The following is a 17,496-nucleotide window of genomic DNA, read 5'->3' on the forward strand; positions in this document are numbered from 1 at the left end:
TCGCAGCAGAAGGGGGTCGGGGGTGCGGTCACGGCTCAAGGACGTCGCGGAGCACGCTGGGGTGTCGATCAAGACCGTCTCCAACGTGGTGAACGGCTATCCCCACGTGAGCCCGGCCACCCGGGCGCGGGTGGAGCAGGCCATCGCCGAGCTCTCCTACCGGCCCAACCTGTCGGCCAGGAGCCTGCGGGCGGGCCGCTCCGGCGTGGTCGCGCTCGCCGTACCCGATCTGGACAATCCCTATTTCGCCGAGTTGGCCACCCACGTCATCTCCGCCGCCGACCAGCGGGGCTGGACCGTGCTCATCGACCAGACCCAGGGCGAGCGGGCCAAGGAGCGGCTGGTCGTCTCTGGCATCCGGTCCCATCTGATCGACGGCCTGCTGTTCAGCCCGCTGGCGCTCACACTGCGCGACCTGACCGACCGCGAGGACCGTACGCCGATGGTGCTGCTCGGCGAGCGCATCGGCTCGGGACGCGCGCAGTACGACCACGTGGGCATCGACAACGTGGCCGCCGCCCGCGAGGCCACCCTGCACCTGGCGGGGCTGGGCCGGCGCCGGATCGCCGCGATCGGCGCCCAGCGCGTGCCCTCGGGGGTGACCGCCCGCCTGCGGCTGAAGGGCTACCGGCAGGCGCTGGCCGAGTGCGGCCTGGCCATGGACCCGTCCTTGATCGCCCACGCCCCCGTGTGGCACCGCACGGGCGGCGCCGAGGCGATGGCGGCGCTGCTGGAGACGGGCGCACCCGACGCGGTCTTCTGCTTCAACGACGCGCTCGCGCTCGGCGCGCTGCGCGCCCTGCTGTCACGGGGGATCCGGGTGCCGGAGGACGTCATGGTGATGGGCTTCGACGACATCGAGGACGGCCGCTTCACCACCCCCACGCTGTCGACGGTCTCGCCCAGCAAGACGCTGATCGCCGAGTCCGCGGTGGACCTGCTCGCCGCCCGCCTCGCCGGCACCGCGGCCAAGCCGCGCGAGGTCCGCATCCCCCACCGCCTCGCGCCCCGCGAGAGCAGCGGGGCGCTGATCCCGTCCGTCAGTTGACGGAGGGCGCGGGCACCCGGCCCTGGTACGGATCGGTACGGCTGAGCGCGACCCGGGCGATGTCGGCCACGTCGGAATCCTTGAACTCCTCCGTCAGCGGGATGCCCAGCCCCGCGAACAACTCCCGCGCCTCGGACGCGGTGGGCCGGAGGCTCAGTTGCGGCGCCTTGTCCACCTCCAGCGGCTTCGTCTGGTTGAGGCTGTTCTCCAGCTCGACATACCAGGGGTTATAATGCGGGCTGTTCCGCGGAATGGCCAGGCCGGGAAACTCGGGACCCCGCTGGGTGATCACCAGATTGTGCGAGGTGAGGTCGCAGCGGAACAATGAGATGGTGTCCGCCAGGCCGATCTTCAGCTCCAGCAGCTGGCTGTTGTACTGCCGATACCAGCACGCCGCCAGAATCGTGGCATAAACGTCCTTGCGGGTGTCCAGCGACGTCCATCCTTTCTCCTCGGCCCCGTCGTTGGACAGATTCCGGTGCAGCTCGGCGTAGGACGCGCAGAGCGCCTTGTTCGTCGGGTCGAGTAATTCCAGCAGGAAACGCATCTTGCTGCGCGTGCGCCTGGCCCGCTCAATGCATTCGGGCAGGGTGACCGCCCTGATATAGGTGCCCGTCCCCCCTTTGAACAGCCACATGTCGGTGCTCGCCCGCGCCTCGGCCAGCAGCCGCGTAATGGCCGCCCCGTTGAGTGACTTGACGGAATCCCCACTGGCCAGCAACCGCCACATGCCGTCGGTGGTACGCGACACGGCGGCGATCTGGTCGGCCACCCGGGTCTGCCGGTTCCTGTCCCTGATCCAGACGAACGCGAGCAGGGCGAGTACCGGCAGGATCAGCTTGTCGGTTTGCCCGTTCGGGAGCACTTCGAGCAGATCGAGCACGCTGACGGCAGCGGCGACGAGCAGCACGATGCCGAGATCCAGGTTGGAGAGCGCGCCGCGAAGCCGCTCTTTGACGGTGGTCATGTCTGTCGTTTAGCCGCCTTCGCGCCGCCCGTCAAGCGTTCATCGCCGTCCGGCAGGGCTGGAGCTCCGCCGTCCGACCTGGGGATTCGATTGTCCAATGGCCATTGGAAAATGTTCGGATAATTATCGGGTGGAAATCGCTTGGCACCGCGGGCCGCGCCGGGCGAAAGTGTTGACAGAAAGACCGGCACAGCCCGAACGAAATGGGGGAAAATCCAATGGGAATGCGTACGAAGGCAACGCTCGCGGTCGCCGCAACGGCGGCCTCGATGTTCACCTATTCGGCGGTGGCGCCCGCGTCATTCGCCGCGACGGCTCCCGTCGCGAGCACGGCGATTTCCGCCGGGGCGCAGCAGGCACTCGACGTCGTCCGCGGAAAGACCAGGTGCTTCAGCTACTCGTACGGCGACGACGGCACGACCAGCGTCACCGTCTACTTCCACAACCGCTGCAAGCATTCCCGGGGCATTAAGATCCGGGTCGCGCAGGCGACGGACGCGTGCATTTGGGTGCGCGGCGGCGACTTCGACAAGAAGAAGTTCAAGGGCCCGCACCCGACCGTCCAGTCCATCAAGGAAGTGTCCCACTGCGGCTGATCTCCTAGACGCCGCCACAACGCTCAGGACCCCGGCCGCGCGACAAGCGGGGGCAACCGCTTGGCCGGGGTCCTGACCCATCCCATTGACGCTAGATGACTTTGATAATCTCATTTGGTCTGGACGTGCAGGATCGACCAGAGCAGGGGTGGGATGTCGGAGTCGTCCGCATCGCAGGACGAAGGGACCGGGTCGCGGCGGGGGCGCAAGCCGATCCGGCCAGATCCGGAGTCCGGCCCCGTCGCGCTGCTCGCACACCGTCTCTGGAAGCTCAAGGAGGAGGCGGGCGACCCGTCCTTCGCGGACATGGCCTCCCGCCTCGGCGCCGCGGCCTCGAAGTCGTCGCTGGCGGCCGCGGCCCGCGGGTCGGCGTTACCGAGCTGGGAGACGACGTGGGAGTTCGTCCGGGTCCTCGCGGTCGATCGGCTGGGACGGGATCCGGAGGAGGTCAGGCGCGAGTGGCGGGCGTACTGGGAGCAGGCCGGGATCGCCGGAGACGGCAAGGATGAGGCCCGCATGCCGGAGCAGTTCCCACCCGATCCACCCGCCAAGCCCTCGCAGGCCAGGAGGCTGACCGTGCTCGCGGCGGTGACCGGCGTGCTGGGCCTGGGCGCCGTACTCCTCGCCTGGGTCCTCCCGTTCGCGGATGAGGACAAACCCGTCGCGCAGCCCACCCCGACCCGTTCCGTCTCGCCGCACGACGACTCCGTCTTCGAGGGGGACGTGACCTATCCGGACGGGACCGTGGTGAAGCAGGGGACGTCCTTCGACAAGACGTGGCGCCTGCGCAACGCGGGCACCGTCCCGTGGCAGGGGCGCTATCTCACGCGCATGAACGACACGCCGTGCCGGGCCCCCAAGCGGGTCGGGATCGGCCCCGTCCTGCCCGGCGAGACGGTCGACATCACGGTACGCGTGCGCGCCGCCGACTCCCCCGGCCGCTGCAAGATCTACTGGAAGATGACCGACGAGGACGGCTCACCACTGCTCGCCGCGAAGAAGCCGATCTTCCTCGACGTCACCGTGGCCTGACCGCGACCCCGTCGCGCCACCAGACCGCCACCCCATCGCGCCGCCAGTTCGCCACTCCGTCGCGCCGCGAGACCGCCACCCGTCGTGCCACCAGGCCGTCACGCCGTCGCGCCGCCAGGTCGTCAACCCCGACCGCGCGCTCATCCTCATAAAACCGACATGTCGATGAACGGCGCTCCAACGTTGAAGAACCCGGCGGAAGCGCCATGACGACCTATGTCAGGAATCGATCAACACCATCCTGACAACTCGGCAAACCTGGCCATATATGGACCAACCGGACTTTGTCACCGTCGAGGTGCCCGCCCATCCTCGCCCCCTGACCGGCACCTGCGCCTGTCCGAGGACGGCGGCAGAAGGGCCTGCCCCTCATGCACCGCGACCGCGCGTTAGCCGCTGCCCTCGGCATCGCCTGCGCCACCGTCCTGACCCTCGCCGTCACCGCCCAGCCGGCCGCCGCGATCCCGCCGAACATCCCGTCCGCGTCCACCGCCTCCTCCCGCCTCGCCACCCTCACAGTGAGCACCGAATCCCACGGCAGCACGTACAACCGCGACCTGTTCCCGCACTGGATCACCGTCAGCGGCAGCTGCAACACCCGCGAACAGGTCCTCAAGCGGGACGGCAGCAACGTGGTGACCGACTCCTCCTGCGCCGCCACCTCAGGCTCCTGGTACAGCCCGTACGACGGCGCCACCTGGACCGCCGCCGGCGACGTCGACATCGACCACATGGTCCCCCTGGCCGAGGCGTGGGCCTCCGGCGCCTGGAACTGGACCACCTCCCACCGCCAGCAGTTCGCCAACGACCTGGGCGGCCCGCAACTGTGGGCCGTGACGGACAACGTCAACCAGTCCAAGTCCGACCAGGATCCGGCCGAATGGCAACCGCCGCGCACGGCCGAGCGCTGCCGGTACGCGCGGTCATGGATCCAGGTCAAGTGGTACTGGGGCCTGAGCGTGGACAGCTCGGAGAAGTCGGCACTGAACAGCATGCTCTCCTCCTGCTGACCCCACGAAGCCACTGCCCGGCCCCGCCGCACGCGACGCACCACCAAGCGCGCGGCGGGGCCACCCCGGCTGATCCGCTGAGTGCGCACTTGGCGGCGGCTGCGCGATCGCCGATAGGTTGTGGCCATGCCGCGCGACACGCTGACCCGTGAACAGATCGTCCGGGCCGCCGTGGAGGTGCTGGACGCCGAGGGCGTGGACGGCCTGAACATGCGGCGGCTCGGCGCCCAGCTGGGTTCGGCGGCCACGGCGATGTACTGGCACGTCAAGAGCAAGGACGACCTCGTCGTGCTGGCCGCCGACCACGTCTGGGGCGAGATCGAGTTGCCCGACCCCGCCGAGATCGGGTGGCGGGCGGCCGCAGCCGCGCTGGCGACCGGCGCCCATGCGATGGTCAGCAGGCATTTCTGGCTGGCGCCCGCCATGAGCACGCACCTCATCTACGGCCCGGGCAAGGCCCGCTACGACGACCAGTGCCTGGCCGTCTACGAGTCCGCCGGCTTCAGCCCCGCGGACGCCGACCAGGCCGCGGCGACGGTGCTCATGTTCGTCCTCGGTGCCGCGCAGGGCGAGGCGGCCGAGCTGGCCTGGCGGGCCCGCCTCCGCAGGGCCGGCGCCGACGAGGAGCAGAAGCTGCGCGACACGATCACGCACATCGGCGAGATCGCCCAGCGCTTCCCCCGGCTGCGGGCCCGCACCCTGCCCTCGGAGGACATCGTCACGGCCCTGCCGGACAAGGCCACGTTCGAGTACGGCCTGAACACCATCCTCGACGGCCTGGAAGCACAGCTCACCAGCGGAGAGCGCCATCAAAGCTCATGACCACGCGGATTTGCCGTCAAGTACGGTTCCAGCCGGACAAGCCGTGTCCGTCAGTCTTGTTACCAGGGTGTTCGCCTGGTGAGAAGATCGGGGGTGCTCCGAATAGCAAACGCAGTACTCGCAAGATTAGCGGAACCGCTGCACGCACTTGCGCTGAAGCATCGTGAACTGCTGAAGTTCGCGGTGGTGGGTGGAACAGCGTTCCTAGTGGACAACACGGTGTTCTATGGGCTGAAGCTGACCATTTTGGAATCGAAGCCGGTGACCGCGAAGGTCATCGCGGTGCTCGTGGCGACGATCGTGTCCTACGTGTTGAATCGCGAATGGTCGTTCCGGACCAGGGGCGGCCGCGAGCGCCGTCACGAGGCGGCGCTGTTCTTCCTGGTCAGTGGCGTCGGTCTGGTGCTCAGCTCCGCACCGCTATGGATCTCCCGGTACGCATTCCGCCTGGAGACCCCGGACGTGAGCCTGGTGACCCAGGAGATCGCCGACTTCGTGAGCGCGCAGATCATCGGCACGCTGATCGCCATGGTCTTCCGCTTCTGGGCGCTCCGGAAGTGGGTCTTCCCCGACGAGAAGGCCCAGTCCGGCCGCGTGCGGCTGGCTCCCACTCCCGATCCCACGGACGAGGCGGCTTGATGGCAGCGAATCCGGAAGCCGTTTCGGCGGTTGGACTGGTTCATGCCGCTGCTGCGCCCCACGGGCTTTGGCCCGGTTAGCGGTAGGCGGTGGCTTGGAGGGTGTAGAGGTCGGCGTAGAGGCCGTTGAGGGACATCAGGGTGTGATGGTCGCCTTGCTCGGTGATTTTGCCTTTGTCGAGGACGTAGATGCGGTCGGCGTAGCGGACGCTGGCCAGGCGGTGGGTGATGAGCAGGACCGTGCGGCCGTCGGTGTGGTGGCGGATCTGCTCGAAGAGGGCGTGTTCGGCGCGAGCGTCGAGGGCGGCGGTGGGTTCGTCGCAGATGAGCAGGTCGGCGTCGCGGTGGAAGCCGCGCGCGACGGCGATGCGCTGCCATTGGCCGCCGGAGAGCTCGTGGCCGTCCTTGAAGCGGCGGTCCAGGAGGGTGCGGTAGCCATGGGGGAGGTCGGCGATGACTTCGTCGGCTCCAGCGACGGCGGCTGCGGCGTGCAGGGCGGGGGCGCCTTTGTCGGTGCCCATGGTGATGTTGTAGCGGGCGGTCAGGGGCCAGCGGGTGTGGTCCTGGGCGATGACGGCGGTGCGCAGGCGGAGGTCTTCGGGGTTGACGTCGCGGAGGTCGGTGGTGTCCCACAAGACGGTGCCGGTGTCGGGTTCGTAGAGGCCGGAGAGGATTTTGGCGAGGGTGGTCTTGCCGGAGCCGTTCTCGCCGACGAAGGCGATGACCTCGCCGTGTTTGATCTCGATGGAGACGTCCCGCAACGCCGGTTCTTCGGCGCCGGGATAGGTGAACGTCACGTCCTCGGCCACTATCCGCTGGAAACCCTCCGGGGCCCGCGCCGGGCGGGCAGCGGTCAGGCGATCCTCGGCCTGGGCGCAGAACTCCAGGAAGTCCGTGAAGTACAGCCCCTCCTCGTAGAGGCGGTTGGTGGCGTACAGGAGGCTGCTCAGCGAGGTCTGCCCGGATCTGATCGCCAGGACGGCGGTGCCCGCCACGGCGAGTGGGATCGCGGCTATGGCCAGCAGGACGCCCAGGGCCACGTAGACCAGGGCCGTGCCGAGGCCGCCCAGCGCCTCGCCCACGAGCCTGGCCAGCGTCTGGCGTCTGGCCAGCCGGAGCATGACGTCCTGCTCCGCCTTGGCGACCGCGTCGTACATGCGCAGCAGGAAGCCGCGCATCGTGAACGAGCGGACCTCGGCCGCCGACCCCCGCTCGGCCAGCAGGTCGGCGATGATCCACTTGCGGCGGCGGGCCGGGACCAGGCTGTACATCGTCGAATAGCGCATCCGGGCGCTGCGGACCGCGGCCCAGGCGTCCGGCAGGACCGCCAGCAGGAGGAGAGGGAGCAGGACCGGGTGCAGCACGCCGAGGACCCCGGCCGCGGCCACCAGGCCGACCGCGGCCGTGACCACGTCGACGGCCGTCGTCACGACCGAGTCGGCCATGGCCACGCCGCGGGTCCTGGCACGTTCCAGGGCGTCGTGGAACTCCGGGTCGTCGTAGGCCACCAGCTCCACCCGGCTGGTCAGGCCGTAGAGGCGCTCCTCGGTCAGCCGTGCGATCTGGGGATCCAGGCGGGACTGCGCCCAGCCCGCACCCCCCTGCATCGTCGCGCGGAGGGCCGCCGCCGCCCCGACCAGGGCGAGGCTGGGCAGCGCCGCCATCACGCGGTCAGGGGTCGGGCCCTCGCTGAACAGGGCGGTCAGCACGCCGGTCGTCGCCAGCAGGCCGAACGCGGTGAACACGCCGCCCAGGAGGTTGAGCACGATCGTGGCCAGGGTGTCGCGGGGGCTGGCCCGCCAGGCCATGCGCATTGCCTGGCCCACGAGCGAGGGCAGTTGCCTGGCGATCGTCAGGAAGCCGACGTCGGCCAGCTTGTCGGTGTGGGCGAGCCAGTCAGGGAAGGAGAGCTCGCCGAGTTCGAGGGGCTCATCGTGCATGCTCTGAGTGTGCCCTCGGACACTGACAGTTTCCTAGCGAGACCGGGACCGTATTGACAGCACATGTAAGTTTCAGACGCGGTCATCCGCAGGTGTAGCCGGACGGCAGGCCGGTGTCGCCGCTGGGGCGGCTGCCCTGGAAGCCGAACGAGGCGCTGGCGCCATGGCCCAGCGTGCCGTTGCTCGCGGCGTTGCGGGCGGTGACGGCCCGGCCGTTCACGGTCAGCGTGGCGTTCCATGAGCCGGTGATCGTGTGGCCGGGCGGCAGGGTGAAGGTGACGTTCCAGGTGTTCACGGTGGTCGTGCCGGTGTTGGTCACGGCCACCTGGATCACGTAGCCGTTGTTCCACTGGCTCTGCGTGGATGGGGTGACCGAGCAGCCGCCCGTCCCGCTGGTGGTGGTCACGCTCACCGTTCCCGAGCGGGGCGAGCGGTTGCCTGCCGCGTCCCTGGCGTACAGGGCGAAGGTGTACGCCGTGCTCGCCGTCAGGCCGGAGACGGCGGCCGAGGCGGTCGCGGAGGTGGCGACCGTCGTCTCCGTCGAGCCCTGGACGCGTACCACGTCGTAGCCCGTCACACCCACGGTGTCGCTCGACGCGGGCCAGGTCAGGCTCAGGGACGAGGAGGTGATCGCCGAGGCGGCGGGCGTGCCGGGCGCGGTGGGCGGGCTGGTGTCGGGCGCCGGCTGCTCGTAGATCAGGCCGAAGCCGTACCCGAACAGCGGGGTCTTGCCGATGCCCTCGGCGTACAGGCGGACGTTCATGGCCGACTCGGGCCGCCCTCGCGGGCGAACGGGGGCGGCCCGCCCGGGGACTGGAGCGGGCCGCTGAGCTGGATGTTGGCGATCAGCCAGCGGTCGTCCTGTCTCACGGCCACCAGGATCACCCGGAACGAGTCGTTGACGTCGTGCCCCATGACCGTGGTGCGTTGCTCCTGCACGCCGGACACGATCGCGGTGTCACCGTGGAAGCGCACCTGGGGCTCGTGCACCTCGAAGTGGTGGTTCTTCAGGTCGCCGCGGTAGCGGCCGGCCCACTGCTGCTTGTCCAGGGTGAATCCGACGGGGCCGATGCCCGCGAAGTCCTCGCTGAGGAGGCCGTCGAAGGCGTCGGCGTCACCGTGCAACTCCGCCTGGGTCCAGCGGTGGACGAGGTCGAGTACCTGCTGCTCGCTCATGGCGTGATCCATTCCGCTAAGTGGGGGGAATTCCCCCAGTTCACTCTGGCACGGGACACGGATGGGTACAAGTGGGGTGATTTCCCCCGGATATGCTGGTCGCCACAGATGCGGGAGGGAACCTCGATGGTCAAGCCCATGCGGGCCGACGCGCGGCGCAACCTTGAGCAGATCCTGCTCGCCGCGCGGGACCTGGTCGCCGAACGCGGGCCCGACGTGCCGCTGGACGACATCGCGCGGCACGCCGGGGTGGGCAGCGCCACGCTGTACCGCCGGTTCCCCGACCGGGACGCGCTACTCCACGAGGTCGCCCTGGACGCGCTGACCAGGACCGCGGCCGCGGCCGGTGCGGCGGCCGCGCAGGAGGGCGATCGGTTCGAGGCGCTGGCACGCTACCTCCGGGAGGCGCTCGAACTGCGGGTGTCGGCTGTGCTGCCGGTGCTGCTCGACGTGCTGGATCTGGACAACGACCCATCGCTCACGCCCGTCCGGGACAAGACTGCCCGCCTCGTGCGCCGGCTCATCGCCGACGCGCATGCGGCGGGCGCGCTGTCTCCGGACGTCACGTTCATGGACGTCGTGACCATGCTCGTACGAATCGCCCGCCCGCTGCCGGGCCCGCTGACGGCGGAGGCCAAACACGCCCTCGCCCGCCGCCACCTGGAACTGTTCATCCGCGGCCTCCGCGCGATGTCCACACCGCCGGACGGCGTGGAACAACTCGTTTCCTGAAAAGATCGGGCCATGTATGTGTTCTCCGGGCTCGACGGCACGGGCGACCTCATCGAGATCCAGAGCGACACACCGGACCTCGCCGCCCTGAACATGGCCGACCGGGCCAAGTCCGACTGGAACCGTACGAGTTCCTACATCCATCTCTTCTCGGAAGCCAATTACGGCGGTTGCTCGGCCATGACCACCCCGGGAGGCAAGGGCAATTTCTACACCCCGTTCCGCGACTTCTTCGATTCCGTCCGCATCGGCGGCCCGAACGGCCCGTCGTGCCTGACCGTCAAGAGCTCGACGGCCAACTCCCACGGCTGATCACCCTTTGATCACCGTCTGAGCGCCTCCAGAAAGCGGTCGGCCTCCGCGGCGAGTCGCGGCAGGTCGGCCGCCGGGTCCTTGGAGCGGGCCAGCAACATGCCGCCTTCACACAACGCGCCGAAGACGAGCTGAGCGCGGGCGGGCACGTCGCCGTCGTCCGCCTGCTCGTCTTCCGCGGCCACGCGCATGCCGGCGAGCAGGACGCGCAGCGTGTGGGCGTACTCGATCTCGCGGACCGCCTCCCAGCCCAGCACCGACGGCCCGTCCAGCAACACGATCTGCCGGAACCCCGGGTCGAGGCAGTGCTCCAGGAACGTGCGGGCGCCGCGCCGCAGCGCCGCCCACGGGTCCGCCTCCGCCGCGGCGGCCCGCTCCAGGTCGGCGGCGACCTCCTCCTGCTCGCCGACGAACGCCGCGCGGAACAGCGCCACCTTGCCACCGAAGTGGTGGTACGCGGCCCCCTTGGTCACCCCGGCCGCGGCGGCGATCGCGTCGATCGAGGTGACCGCGTAGCCGTTGCCGCCGAACAACTCCCGCGCGGCCCCCACCAGCCGCGCCGTCGTCTCGTCCGAGCGCTCTGCCTGGGTACGGCGAATCATCGTGCTCCCCATTGACTTACATACTCGCGGTACGTAACTTCAAGGCTAGTTACGTACCCACAGTATGAATCATGGAGGTGAGCCGTGTCCGCACCGCACATCGCCGTCTACGGCGCGACCGGTCACACCGGGCGCCTGGTGGCGGCCGAGCTGCGCGCCCGCGGCCGGGACGTCATCCTGGCCGGCCGGGACGGCGGAGCGCTCAAAGCCCTGTCCGACGAGCTCGGCGGGTTACCCGTGCACCAGGCCGCCCTGGACGATCCCGCCGCGCTGCGGGAGCTCGCCGGGCAGGCCGCCGTGCTGCTGCACTGCGCCGGGCCCTTCACGCACACCGGCAAGCCCGTCGCCCGGGCCGCCGCCGAGGCCGGCTGTCACTACGTGGACCACGCTCTGGAGCAGCACCACACGAAGTGGATGTTCGACACCATGGCAGAGCCCGCGCGGCAGGCGGGCATCGTCATGGTCACGGCGATGAGCTTCTACGGCGGGCTGGGCGACCTGCTCGCCGGCGCCGTGGCCGAGGGCGTGACCGGCATCGACCGGGTGGTCGCCGCCTACGCGGTGTCCGGCTGGCGGCTGACCAAGGGGGCCAAGAAGACGGCCGAGCTGCTGTTCGCCGACACCCAGCGGATCACTTACGAGGACGGCGTCCAGCACGTCGGCTACGTGGAGCCGCGCAACGCCGTCTTCCCGTTCCCGCCGCCGCTCGGCCCCCGTACGATGATCGCCCCCGTCCCGTTCGCCGAGGTCGTGACCGTGCCCAGGCACGTACCGGCGCGGCGGGTGGAGGCGCAGCTCACGGCGCACACGTTCGAGGAGGAGCAGGCGTTCACCAGCGAGGGCGTGGACGCCGAGACCAGGGCGGGCTCCGACTTCACCGTCGCCGTCCAGGTGATCACCGAGGGCGGCGGCAGCGCCGGGCAGGCGAGCGGGCACGACCTGTGGCGCATGAGCGCCCTGGCCTCCGTGGAGGCCGCCGTCCGCCTGGCCGATGGGCGCGGCCCCGCGACCCCGGGCGTGTACGGCCCGGCAGAGGCGTTCCCCGCCGAGCCGTTCCTGCGCGACCTGGAGCGGCTCGGCCTGTTCAATTTGACCCTGCCAGGAAAGGCATAGAGCGATGATCCTCGTCACAGGCGCTGCCGGCGGGCCGCAGGGCTCGACCGGGCGGCACGTCGTGGACCTGCTGCTTGAGCGCGGGGAGGCCGTGCGGGCGTTCGTGCACTCCGACGACCACCGGGCCGAGGAGCTGCGCAAACTCGGCGCGGAGGTGGTGGTCGGCGACCTGCGCGAGATCTCGTCGGTACGGCCTGCCGTGCGCGGGGTGCGCAGGGCGTTCTTCACCTATCCCGTGACGGCCGGGCTGCTCGGCGCCACGGGCGCGTTCGCGGCGGCGGCCAAGGAGGAGGGGCTGGAGCGCGTCGTCGAGGTGTCGCAGCTGGACGCATCCCCCGACGCTCTCACCCCGCGGATGCGCCGGCACTGGGTGTCGGAGCAGGTGTTCGACTGGGCCGGGGTGGGGGCGGTGCACCTGCGGGCCGCGGTGTTCTTCGAGAACCTGGCCGTCGTCATCGCCGCCGCCGGCGGTCGGCTCGCGCTCCCGCTGGGGCCGCCGGACACGCTGATCCCACTCGTCGCCGGGACCGACGTGGCCAGGGTGGCCGCCGGGCTGCTGCTCGATCCCGCATCCGCCGACCCGATCTGCCTGCTGACCGGACAGATGGCCACGGTGGGCGAGGCGGCTGACGCGTTCGGGGTGGAGTACGTGGACGTGCCGCCCGAGGAGTGGGAGGCACGGGCCATGGACGTCTACGGCGACGCGGTCGCCGTCGAGCACCTGACCCACCTGTGGGCGATCTTCCGCCTCATCGGCTCCGGCGACCATCCCCTCTACCGGGTCACCGAGAGCATCGAACACCACGGCGGCCGCCCGCCGATGACGCTGCGGGAGTTCGCCGGATAAGGGAAAACCCCCGGCCGGAGTTCGGCCGAGGGTTCGTCCTACGCGGAGATCAGCCGGTGAAGCCGACGATCGAGTAGTCGGGGCTCTTGTAGCCACGCGCGCCCCAGTTGGCGAGCGTCTTCTTGGTCGCCTGGATGTCAGGACGCTGGTACAGCGGGATGGTGTGCACCTGGTCCCAGATGAGCTTGTCCGCGGCGTTGGCCTTCTCGATGGCCTTGGCCGGGTCCATCTCGCTCACCGCGTCATCGATGGCGGCGTCCAGGGCGGGGTCGCTGCCCTTGGGGAAGTTGCTCTCGGAGCCGGTCTTGAAGGCCTGGTTCAGGAAACCGATGGGGAGCGGCGTTCCGATCCACGAGAACGGCACCAGGTCGAAGTCGCCCTTGATGATGTAGTCGTTGAAGAACTTGTCAAGCGGGACGGGGCGGATGTTGACCTTGATCCCGGCCTCCTTGAGCATGGCCTGGGTGAGCTCGCCCTCCGTCTGCGACACCGGCGTGCCCGTCGGGATGACGAAGCTCAGGTCGAACTCCTTGCCGTCCTTCTTGCGGTACTCGCCCTCCTGCTTCCAGCCGGCCGCGTCGAGCAGCTGCTTGGCCTTCTCCAGGTTGTACTTGCCGAGGTCGCCGGAGTTGTCGACGTAGCCCTTGTGGTTGTTCATGAAGATGTGGTTGCCGAGCGTCTGCAGCGGCCAATCCATGTCCTTCAGGTCGGACTGGGTGATCACGTCACGGTTGATCGCGTACGCGACGGCGTGCCGGACATTCTTGTCCTTCAGGAACTCGCTCTGGTTGTTGACGGTGATGTGCCGCCAGTTCGGGCTGAGTGCCTTGCGGATGTCCACGTTCGGGACTTCCTTGGCCCGCTTCAGCTCGGCCGGGGCGCCCGACGGGATCTCCACGCCGTCGAGCTCGCCGTTGGCGAAGGCGTTCACCTGCGCTTCCGGCGACTCGATGGCCCGGAAGATGATCTTGTCGAGCTTGGCCTTCTTGCCCCACCACTTGTCGTCACGCACGAGCGTGAGCGTCTTGGTGCCCTCGTCGATCTTCTCCACCTTGAAGGGGCCCGCGGTGACCGGGATCTTCTGCAGGTAGTCCTTCTCGTACGCCTCGGGCGTCTCGATGTGCTTGGCGGGGTAGAGGTTCGGGGACCGGGAGAACAGCCCCTGCCACTCCGGGTACGGCTTGGAGAAGGTGATGACAGCGACCTTGTCGGTGTCGCCCTTGGTAACCGACTCGATCTTGTCCCAGCCGTCCGTGGAGGCCGGCTTGAACTTCTTGTTCTCGCCGTTGTTGGCCTTCCACGCGGCCTCGAAGTCCTTCCACGTCATCGGCGTGCCATCCGACCACGTGGCCTTGTCGTTGAGCGTGTAGGTGATGACCTGCTTGCCCGACGACAGGTCGTTCTTCACGTCGGTCAGATAGTCGGGGTTCGCGCTCCACTCGGCTTGTTCATTGGCCACCATCAACTGCGGCATGATCGGGTCGAGCATGTCCGCCGTGTCGGCCTGGTTGCCGTCGACGTGGTTGCCGTTCCACTGGGTGGGCCACTGCCCAACCGTGAGGGTCAGCGTGCCGCCGTCCTTCACCTGCTCGTAAGGGACGGCGTTGATGCTGATCGCCGGGGTCTCCGACATCTGCTGCTGAGCCTGCTGCGACTGCTGTGCGTTCGGCTTCTTGGCTTCGCTGCCACCTCCGCCGCAGGCCGCTACGGCCAGGGCCAGGACCGCGATGCCTGCGGCCGCCCGGTAACGAACCTTCACTTTTCCTCCTGATCGTCCGAGGCCGTGATGACCTCGATCTCCTCCGCGTAATGGCAGGCTGCGCCGTGGTCCACGGCGTTCGCGAGCCGGGCAACCGAGGGCTCTTCGTCCACACACCGCCGCCGTTCCGCCTCGCTGAGCATGGCGAACTTGGGGCAACGGGTACGGAACCGGCATCCCGACGGCGGGTCTGCCGGACTGGGCAGGTCGCCTTCGAGCAGGATCCGCTTGCGGGTGCGTTCCATCTCGGGGTCTGGCAGCGGGATCGCCGACAGCAGCGCCTGCGTGTAGGGGTGGGCTGGATGGTCGTAGACGTTCTCGACCGTCCCGACCTCGGCGATCCTGCCGAGGTACATGACGGCCACGCGGTCGGCCAGATGCCTGACCACGGCCAGGTCGTGGGCCACGAACAGGTACGACAATCCAAGCCTGTTCTTCAGCTCCTCCAGGAGGTTGATCACACCCGCCTGGATGGAGACGTCGAGCGCCGAGACCGGCTCGTCCAGCACCAGCACCTTCGGCTCCAGCGCGAGTGCGCGGGCGATGCCGATGCGCTGGCGCTGGCCGCCGGAGAACTGCTGCGGATAACGCTCCGCGTGCTCCGGCGCGAGCCCGACGAGCTGGAGCAGTTCCTCGACCTTGGCGCGCACGTTCTTCTTGCCGTGCGCGCGCAGCGGCTCGGCGATGATGTCGCCGACCGGCATGCGCGGGTCGAGCGCGGCCATCGGGTCCTGGAAGACGATCTGCAGGTCGCGACGCAGCGCGTTGCGCCCCGACCTGTCCAGCTTGGCGCTGTCCTTGCCGAGCACCACGATGCGCCCGCCCTGCGGCGGCTCCAGCTGCATGATCTGCTGCAGCGTGGTGGTCTTGCCGCAACCGGACTCGCCCACCAGGGCCAGCGTCTCGCCTTCCGCGATGTCGAGGCTGATGCCGTCGACCGCGTACACGGTGCCGACGCGGCGCTTGAAGATCGCGCCCTTCATCAGCGGGTAGTGCCTGATCATGTCGTCGAGCTCCAGCACCGTGGGGCGCTCGGCGCGCGGCACGCGTACGACGTCGCTCGGCGGGATGACCGGCACGGGGAACACGTCGGCCCCGGTCAGGCCCTTGTGCTCGATCTCGTGCGAACGGATGCAGGCCACGTGGCGCCCGCCGCCGAACGGGGTCAGCGGCGGCTCCTCGTCGTCGCACATGTCCACCTTCATCGGGCAGCGCGGCGCGAACGGGCATCCGGGCGGCAGCGCCACCGGCGAGGGCGGGTTGCCCTCGATGGGCACGAGCGGCCCCTCCTCGCCGTCCACCCTGGGGATCGAGGCGAGCAACCCCATCGTGTACGGCATCCGCGGCCGGTAGTAGATGTCGTCCACCGGGCCCTGCTCGACCGGCTTGCCCGCGTACATGACCAGCACCCGGTCGGCCATGCCGGCGATGACGCCCAGGTCATGGGTGATCATCACGATCCCGGCGCCCGTCTCCCGCTGCGCGGTCTTGAGCACCTCCAGCACCTGCGCCTGGATGGTCACGTCGAGCGCGGTGGTCGGCTCGTCGCAGATCAGCAGGTCGGGGTCGTTGGCGATGGCCATGGCGATCATCGCGCGCTGCCGCATGCCGCCGGAGAACTCGTGCGGGAACGCCTTGGCCCGCAGGTTCGGGTTCGGGATGCCGACCAGGTCGAGCAGCTCCACGGCCCGCTTGGCGGCCTTGTCCTTGGCCATCTTCTGGTGCACGCGGACGGCCTCGGCGATCTGGTCGCCGATGGTGTAGACGGGCGTGAACGCCGACAGCGGATCCTGGAAGATCATGCTGATCGTCTTGCCGCGTACCTTGATCTGGTCGTCCTCGTCCATGCCGAGCAGCTCGCGGCCGTGCAGCTTGACCGAGCCGCTGACCACGGCGTTCTGCGGCAGCAGGCCCATGACGGCCAGCGAGGTCACGGACTTGCCCGAGCCGGACTCGCCGACGATGCCGAGCACCTCGCCGCGCTCGACCTCGTAGCTGACGCCGCGCACGGCCTCGATGCCGCCGGGGAAGGTGACGGTGAGGTCCCTGACCTCCAAGATGCTCACGAGTTGCTCCCCGGGTCGAGTGCGTCACGCAGGCCGTCGCCGATCAGGTTCACGCTGAGCACCAGCGCCACCAGCAGGCCGGCCGGGAAGGCGAACAACCACGGGTAGCCGGTGGCGTTGCGCGACCCCTCGGCGATCAGCGTGCCGAGCGAGACGTCGGGCGGCTGGATGCCGAAGCCGAAGAAGGACAGCGCGGCCTCGCCGATGATCGCGCCTGAGACGTTGATCGTCGCATCGATGATCAACAAGGAGGACAGGTTGGGCACGACATGCCGGAAGATGATCTTCCAGCGGGGGATGCCCATGTAGACGGCGGCCTGGACGTACTCGCGTTCGCGCAGCGAGATCGTCATGCTGCGCACCACCCTGGAGGTGATCATCCAGGAGAACGCGGCCAGCAGCGCCACGAACCAGAGCCAGGACGAGCCATGGAGCCGCGGCGAGATGATCGCGATCATGAGGAAGCTGGGCAGCACGAGCAGCAGGTCCACGCCCGACATGAGCAGCCTGTCCGCCCAGCCGCTGAAATATCCGGCGAACGCGCCCACGACCGCGGCCAGGCCGGTAGAGATGAGCGCGACCAGGAGGCCGATGATGATCGACTTCTGCATGCCGCGGAGCGTGATCGCATACATGTCCTGGCCGATCGAGGTGGTGCCCCACCAGTGGTCGGCGTCGGGAGGCGAAAGGAAGGCCAGGAAGTCCTTTTCCGTCCAGTCGTGCGCGCCGAAGTACGGACCGGCGTAGGCCAGCGCCACCAGCAGGATCAGGGCGATGAAGCCATAGCGGGCCTGCTTGTTGCGGAGCAGGCGTCTGAGGACGACTTTGGAACGCAT

At 69.1% G+C, this 17,496-nt stretch carries 18 protein-coding genes; 10 read left to right on the forward strand and 8 right to left on the reverse strand.

Translation table 11 applies throughout. The features are described 5' to 3' along the window. Positions 1 to 22 precede the first annotated feature (22 nt). Positions 23 to 1,048, forward strand: a complete 1,026-nt coding sequence (locus ACFLIM_RS14225) for a LacI family DNA-binding transcriptional regulator (RefSeq protein WP_393165290.1) — start codon at positions 23 to 25, stop codon at positions 1,046 to 1,048. On the opposite strand, the gene ACFLIM_RS14230 is transcribed toward ACFLIM_RS14225, so the two are convergent. After that, positions 1,041 to 2,015 (reverse strand): hypothetical protein, encoded by a 975-nt coding sequence (locus tag ACFLIM_RS14230; protein ID WP_393165292.1) that lies wholly within the window; start codon positions 2,013 to 2,015, stop codon positions 1,041 to 1,043. The genes ACFLIM_RS14225 and ACFLIM_RS14230 overlap by 8 nt on opposite strands. A 224-nt stretch (positions 2,016 to 2,239) precedes the next feature. Between ACFLIM_RS14230 and ACFLIM_RS14235 the strand changes: the two genes are divergently transcribed. From ACFLIM_RS14235 to ACFLIM_RS14255, 5 genes are all read left to right on the forward strand, one after another. Beyond that, entirely contained in the window at positions 2,240 to 2,611 is a 372-nt protein-coding gene (locus ACFLIM_RS14235) for a hypothetical protein (RefSeq protein ID WP_393165293.1), read from the forward strand. 153 nt (positions 2,612 to 2,764) lie between these two features. Next, positions 2,765 to 3,643 carry an NBR1-Ig-like domain-containing protein gene (locus ACFLIM_RS14240; RefSeq protein ID WP_393165295.1) on the forward strand — a complete coding sequence of 293 codons (879 nt, stop codon included), beginning with the start codon at positions 2,765 to 2,767 and terminating at the stop codon, positions 3,641 to 3,643. Between the two features lie 371 nt (positions 3,644 to 4,014). Next, positions 4,015 to 4,653, forward strand: a complete 639-nt coding sequence (locus tag ACFLIM_RS14245) for an HNH endonuclease family protein (protein WP_393165297.1) — start codon at positions 4,015 to 4,017, stop codon at positions 4,651 to 4,653. 126 nt (positions 4,654 to 4,779) lie between these two features. Continuing rightward, positions 4,780 to 5,475, forward strand: a complete 696-nt coding sequence (locus ACFLIM_RS14250; protein ID WP_393165299.1) for a TetR/AcrR family transcriptional regulator — start codon at positions 4,780 to 4,782, stop codon at positions 5,473 to 5,475. 183 nt (positions 5,476 to 5,658) lie between these two features. After that, on the forward strand, positions 5,659 to 6,114 hold the full coding sequence (locus ACFLIM_RS14255; protein WP_393165301.1) for a GtrA family protein: 456 nt from the start codon (positions 5,659 to 5,661) through the stop codon (positions 6,112 to 6,114). A gap of 76 nt (positions 6,115 to 6,190) precedes the next feature. On the opposite strand, the gene ACFLIM_RS14260 is transcribed toward ACFLIM_RS14255, so the two are convergent. The 3 genes from ACFLIM_RS14260 to ACFLIM_RS14270 form a co-directional block, all read right to left on the reverse strand. Next, positions 6,191 to 8,053 (reverse strand): ABC transporter ATP-binding protein, encoded by a 1,863-nt coding sequence (locus ACFLIM_RS14260; protein WP_393165303.1) that lies wholly within the window; start codon positions 8,051 to 8,053, stop codon positions 6,191 to 6,193. Between the two features lie 82 nt (positions 8,054 to 8,135). Further along, positions 8,136 to 8,816, reverse strand: coding sequence for a cellulose binding domain-containing protein (locus tag ACFLIM_RS14265; RefSeq protein WP_393165305.1), 681 nt, complete (start codon positions 8,814 to 8,816; stop codon positions 8,136 to 8,138). Further along, a complete protein-coding gene (locus ACFLIM_RS14270) occupies positions 8,813 to 9,229 on the reverse strand; it encodes a nuclear transport factor 2 family protein (RefSeq protein WP_393165307.1) in 417 nt (138 codons plus the stop codon). The genes ACFLIM_RS14265 and ACFLIM_RS14270 overlap by 4 nt, the downstream gene beginning before the upstream one ends. 108 nt (positions 9,230 to 9,337) lie before the next feature. Between ACFLIM_RS14270 and ACFLIM_RS14275 the strand changes: the two genes are divergently transcribed. After that, positions 9,338 to 9,961: a TetR/AcrR family transcriptional regulator gene (locus ACFLIM_RS14275; RefSeq protein WP_393165309.1), complete on the forward strand. Its 624-nt coding sequence runs from the start codon at positions 9,338 to 9,340 to the stop codon at positions 9,959 to 9,961. A gap of 12 nt (positions 9,962 to 9,973) precedes the next feature. Continuing rightward, positions 9,974 to 10,273: a peptidase inhibitor family I36 protein gene (locus ACFLIM_RS14280; RefSeq protein ID WP_393165311.1), complete on the forward strand. Its 300-nt coding sequence runs from the start codon at positions 9,974 to 9,976 to the stop codon at positions 10,271 to 10,273. Positions 10,274 to 10,284: 11 nt separating this feature from the next. On the opposite strand, the gene ACFLIM_RS14285 is transcribed toward ACFLIM_RS14280, so the two are convergent. Continuing rightward, positions 10,285 to 10,875, reverse strand: coding sequence for a TetR/AcrR family transcriptional regulator (locus ACFLIM_RS14285; protein ID WP_393165313.1), 591 nt, complete (start codon positions 10,873 to 10,875; stop codon positions 10,285 to 10,287). 84 nt (positions 10,876 to 10,959) lie between these two features. Here ACFLIM_RS14285 and ACFLIM_RS14290 point away from each other — a divergent pair, with 84 nt between their 5' ends. Both ACFLIM_RS14290 and ACFLIM_RS14295 read left to right on the forward strand, forming a co-directional pair. Further along, positions 10,960 to 11,988 carry a saccharopine dehydrogenase NADP-binding domain-containing protein gene (locus ACFLIM_RS14290; RefSeq protein WP_393165317.1) on the forward strand — a complete coding sequence of 343 codons (1,029 nt, stop codon included), beginning with the start codon at positions 10,960 to 10,962 and terminating at the stop codon, positions 11,986 to 11,988. 4 nt (positions 11,989 to 11,992) lie between these two features. Further along, on the forward strand, positions 11,993 to 12,835 hold the full coding sequence (locus ACFLIM_RS14295) for an NAD(P)H-binding protein (RefSeq protein ID WP_393165320.1): 843 nt from the start codon (positions 11,993 to 11,995) through the stop codon (positions 12,833 to 12,835). Between the two features lie 49 nt (positions 12,836 to 12,884). Here ACFLIM_RS14295 and ACFLIM_RS14300 read toward each other — a convergent pair whose 3' ends face one another. Genes ACFLIM_RS14300 through ACFLIM_RS14310 form a run of 3 tightly spaced genes read right to left on the reverse strand, consistent with a single transcriptional unit; the run spans position 12,885 to position 17,496 of the window. Next, the gene (locus tag ACFLIM_RS14300) at positions 12,885 to 14,594 is read right to left on the reverse strand and encodes an ABC transporter family substrate-binding protein (RefSeq protein WP_393165322.1); all 1,710 of its coding nucleotides are present in this window, start codon (positions 14,592 to 14,594) and stop codon (positions 12,885 to 12,887) included. Continuing rightward, positions 14,591 to 16,660 (reverse strand): ABC transporter ATP-binding protein, encoded by a 2,070-nt coding sequence (locus ACFLIM_RS14305; protein ID WP_393165324.1) that lies wholly within the window; start codon positions 16,658 to 16,660, stop codon positions 14,591 to 14,593. The genes ACFLIM_RS14300 and ACFLIM_RS14305 overlap by 4 nt, the downstream gene beginning before the upstream one ends. Then, complete coding sequence (locus ACFLIM_RS14310) at positions 16,657 to 17,496, reverse strand: ABC transporter permease (protein WP_393165326.1); 840 nt, start codon at positions 17,494 to 17,496, stop codon at positions 16,657 to 16,659. The genes ACFLIM_RS14305 and ACFLIM_RS14310 overlap by 4 nt, the downstream gene beginning before the upstream one ends.

This window comes from Nonomuraea marmarensis (assembly GCF_043197025.1).
GTDB classification, from domain to species: Bacteria; Actinomycetota; Actinomycetes; order Streptosporangiales; family Streptosporangiaceae; genus Nonomuraea; species Nonomuraea marmarensis.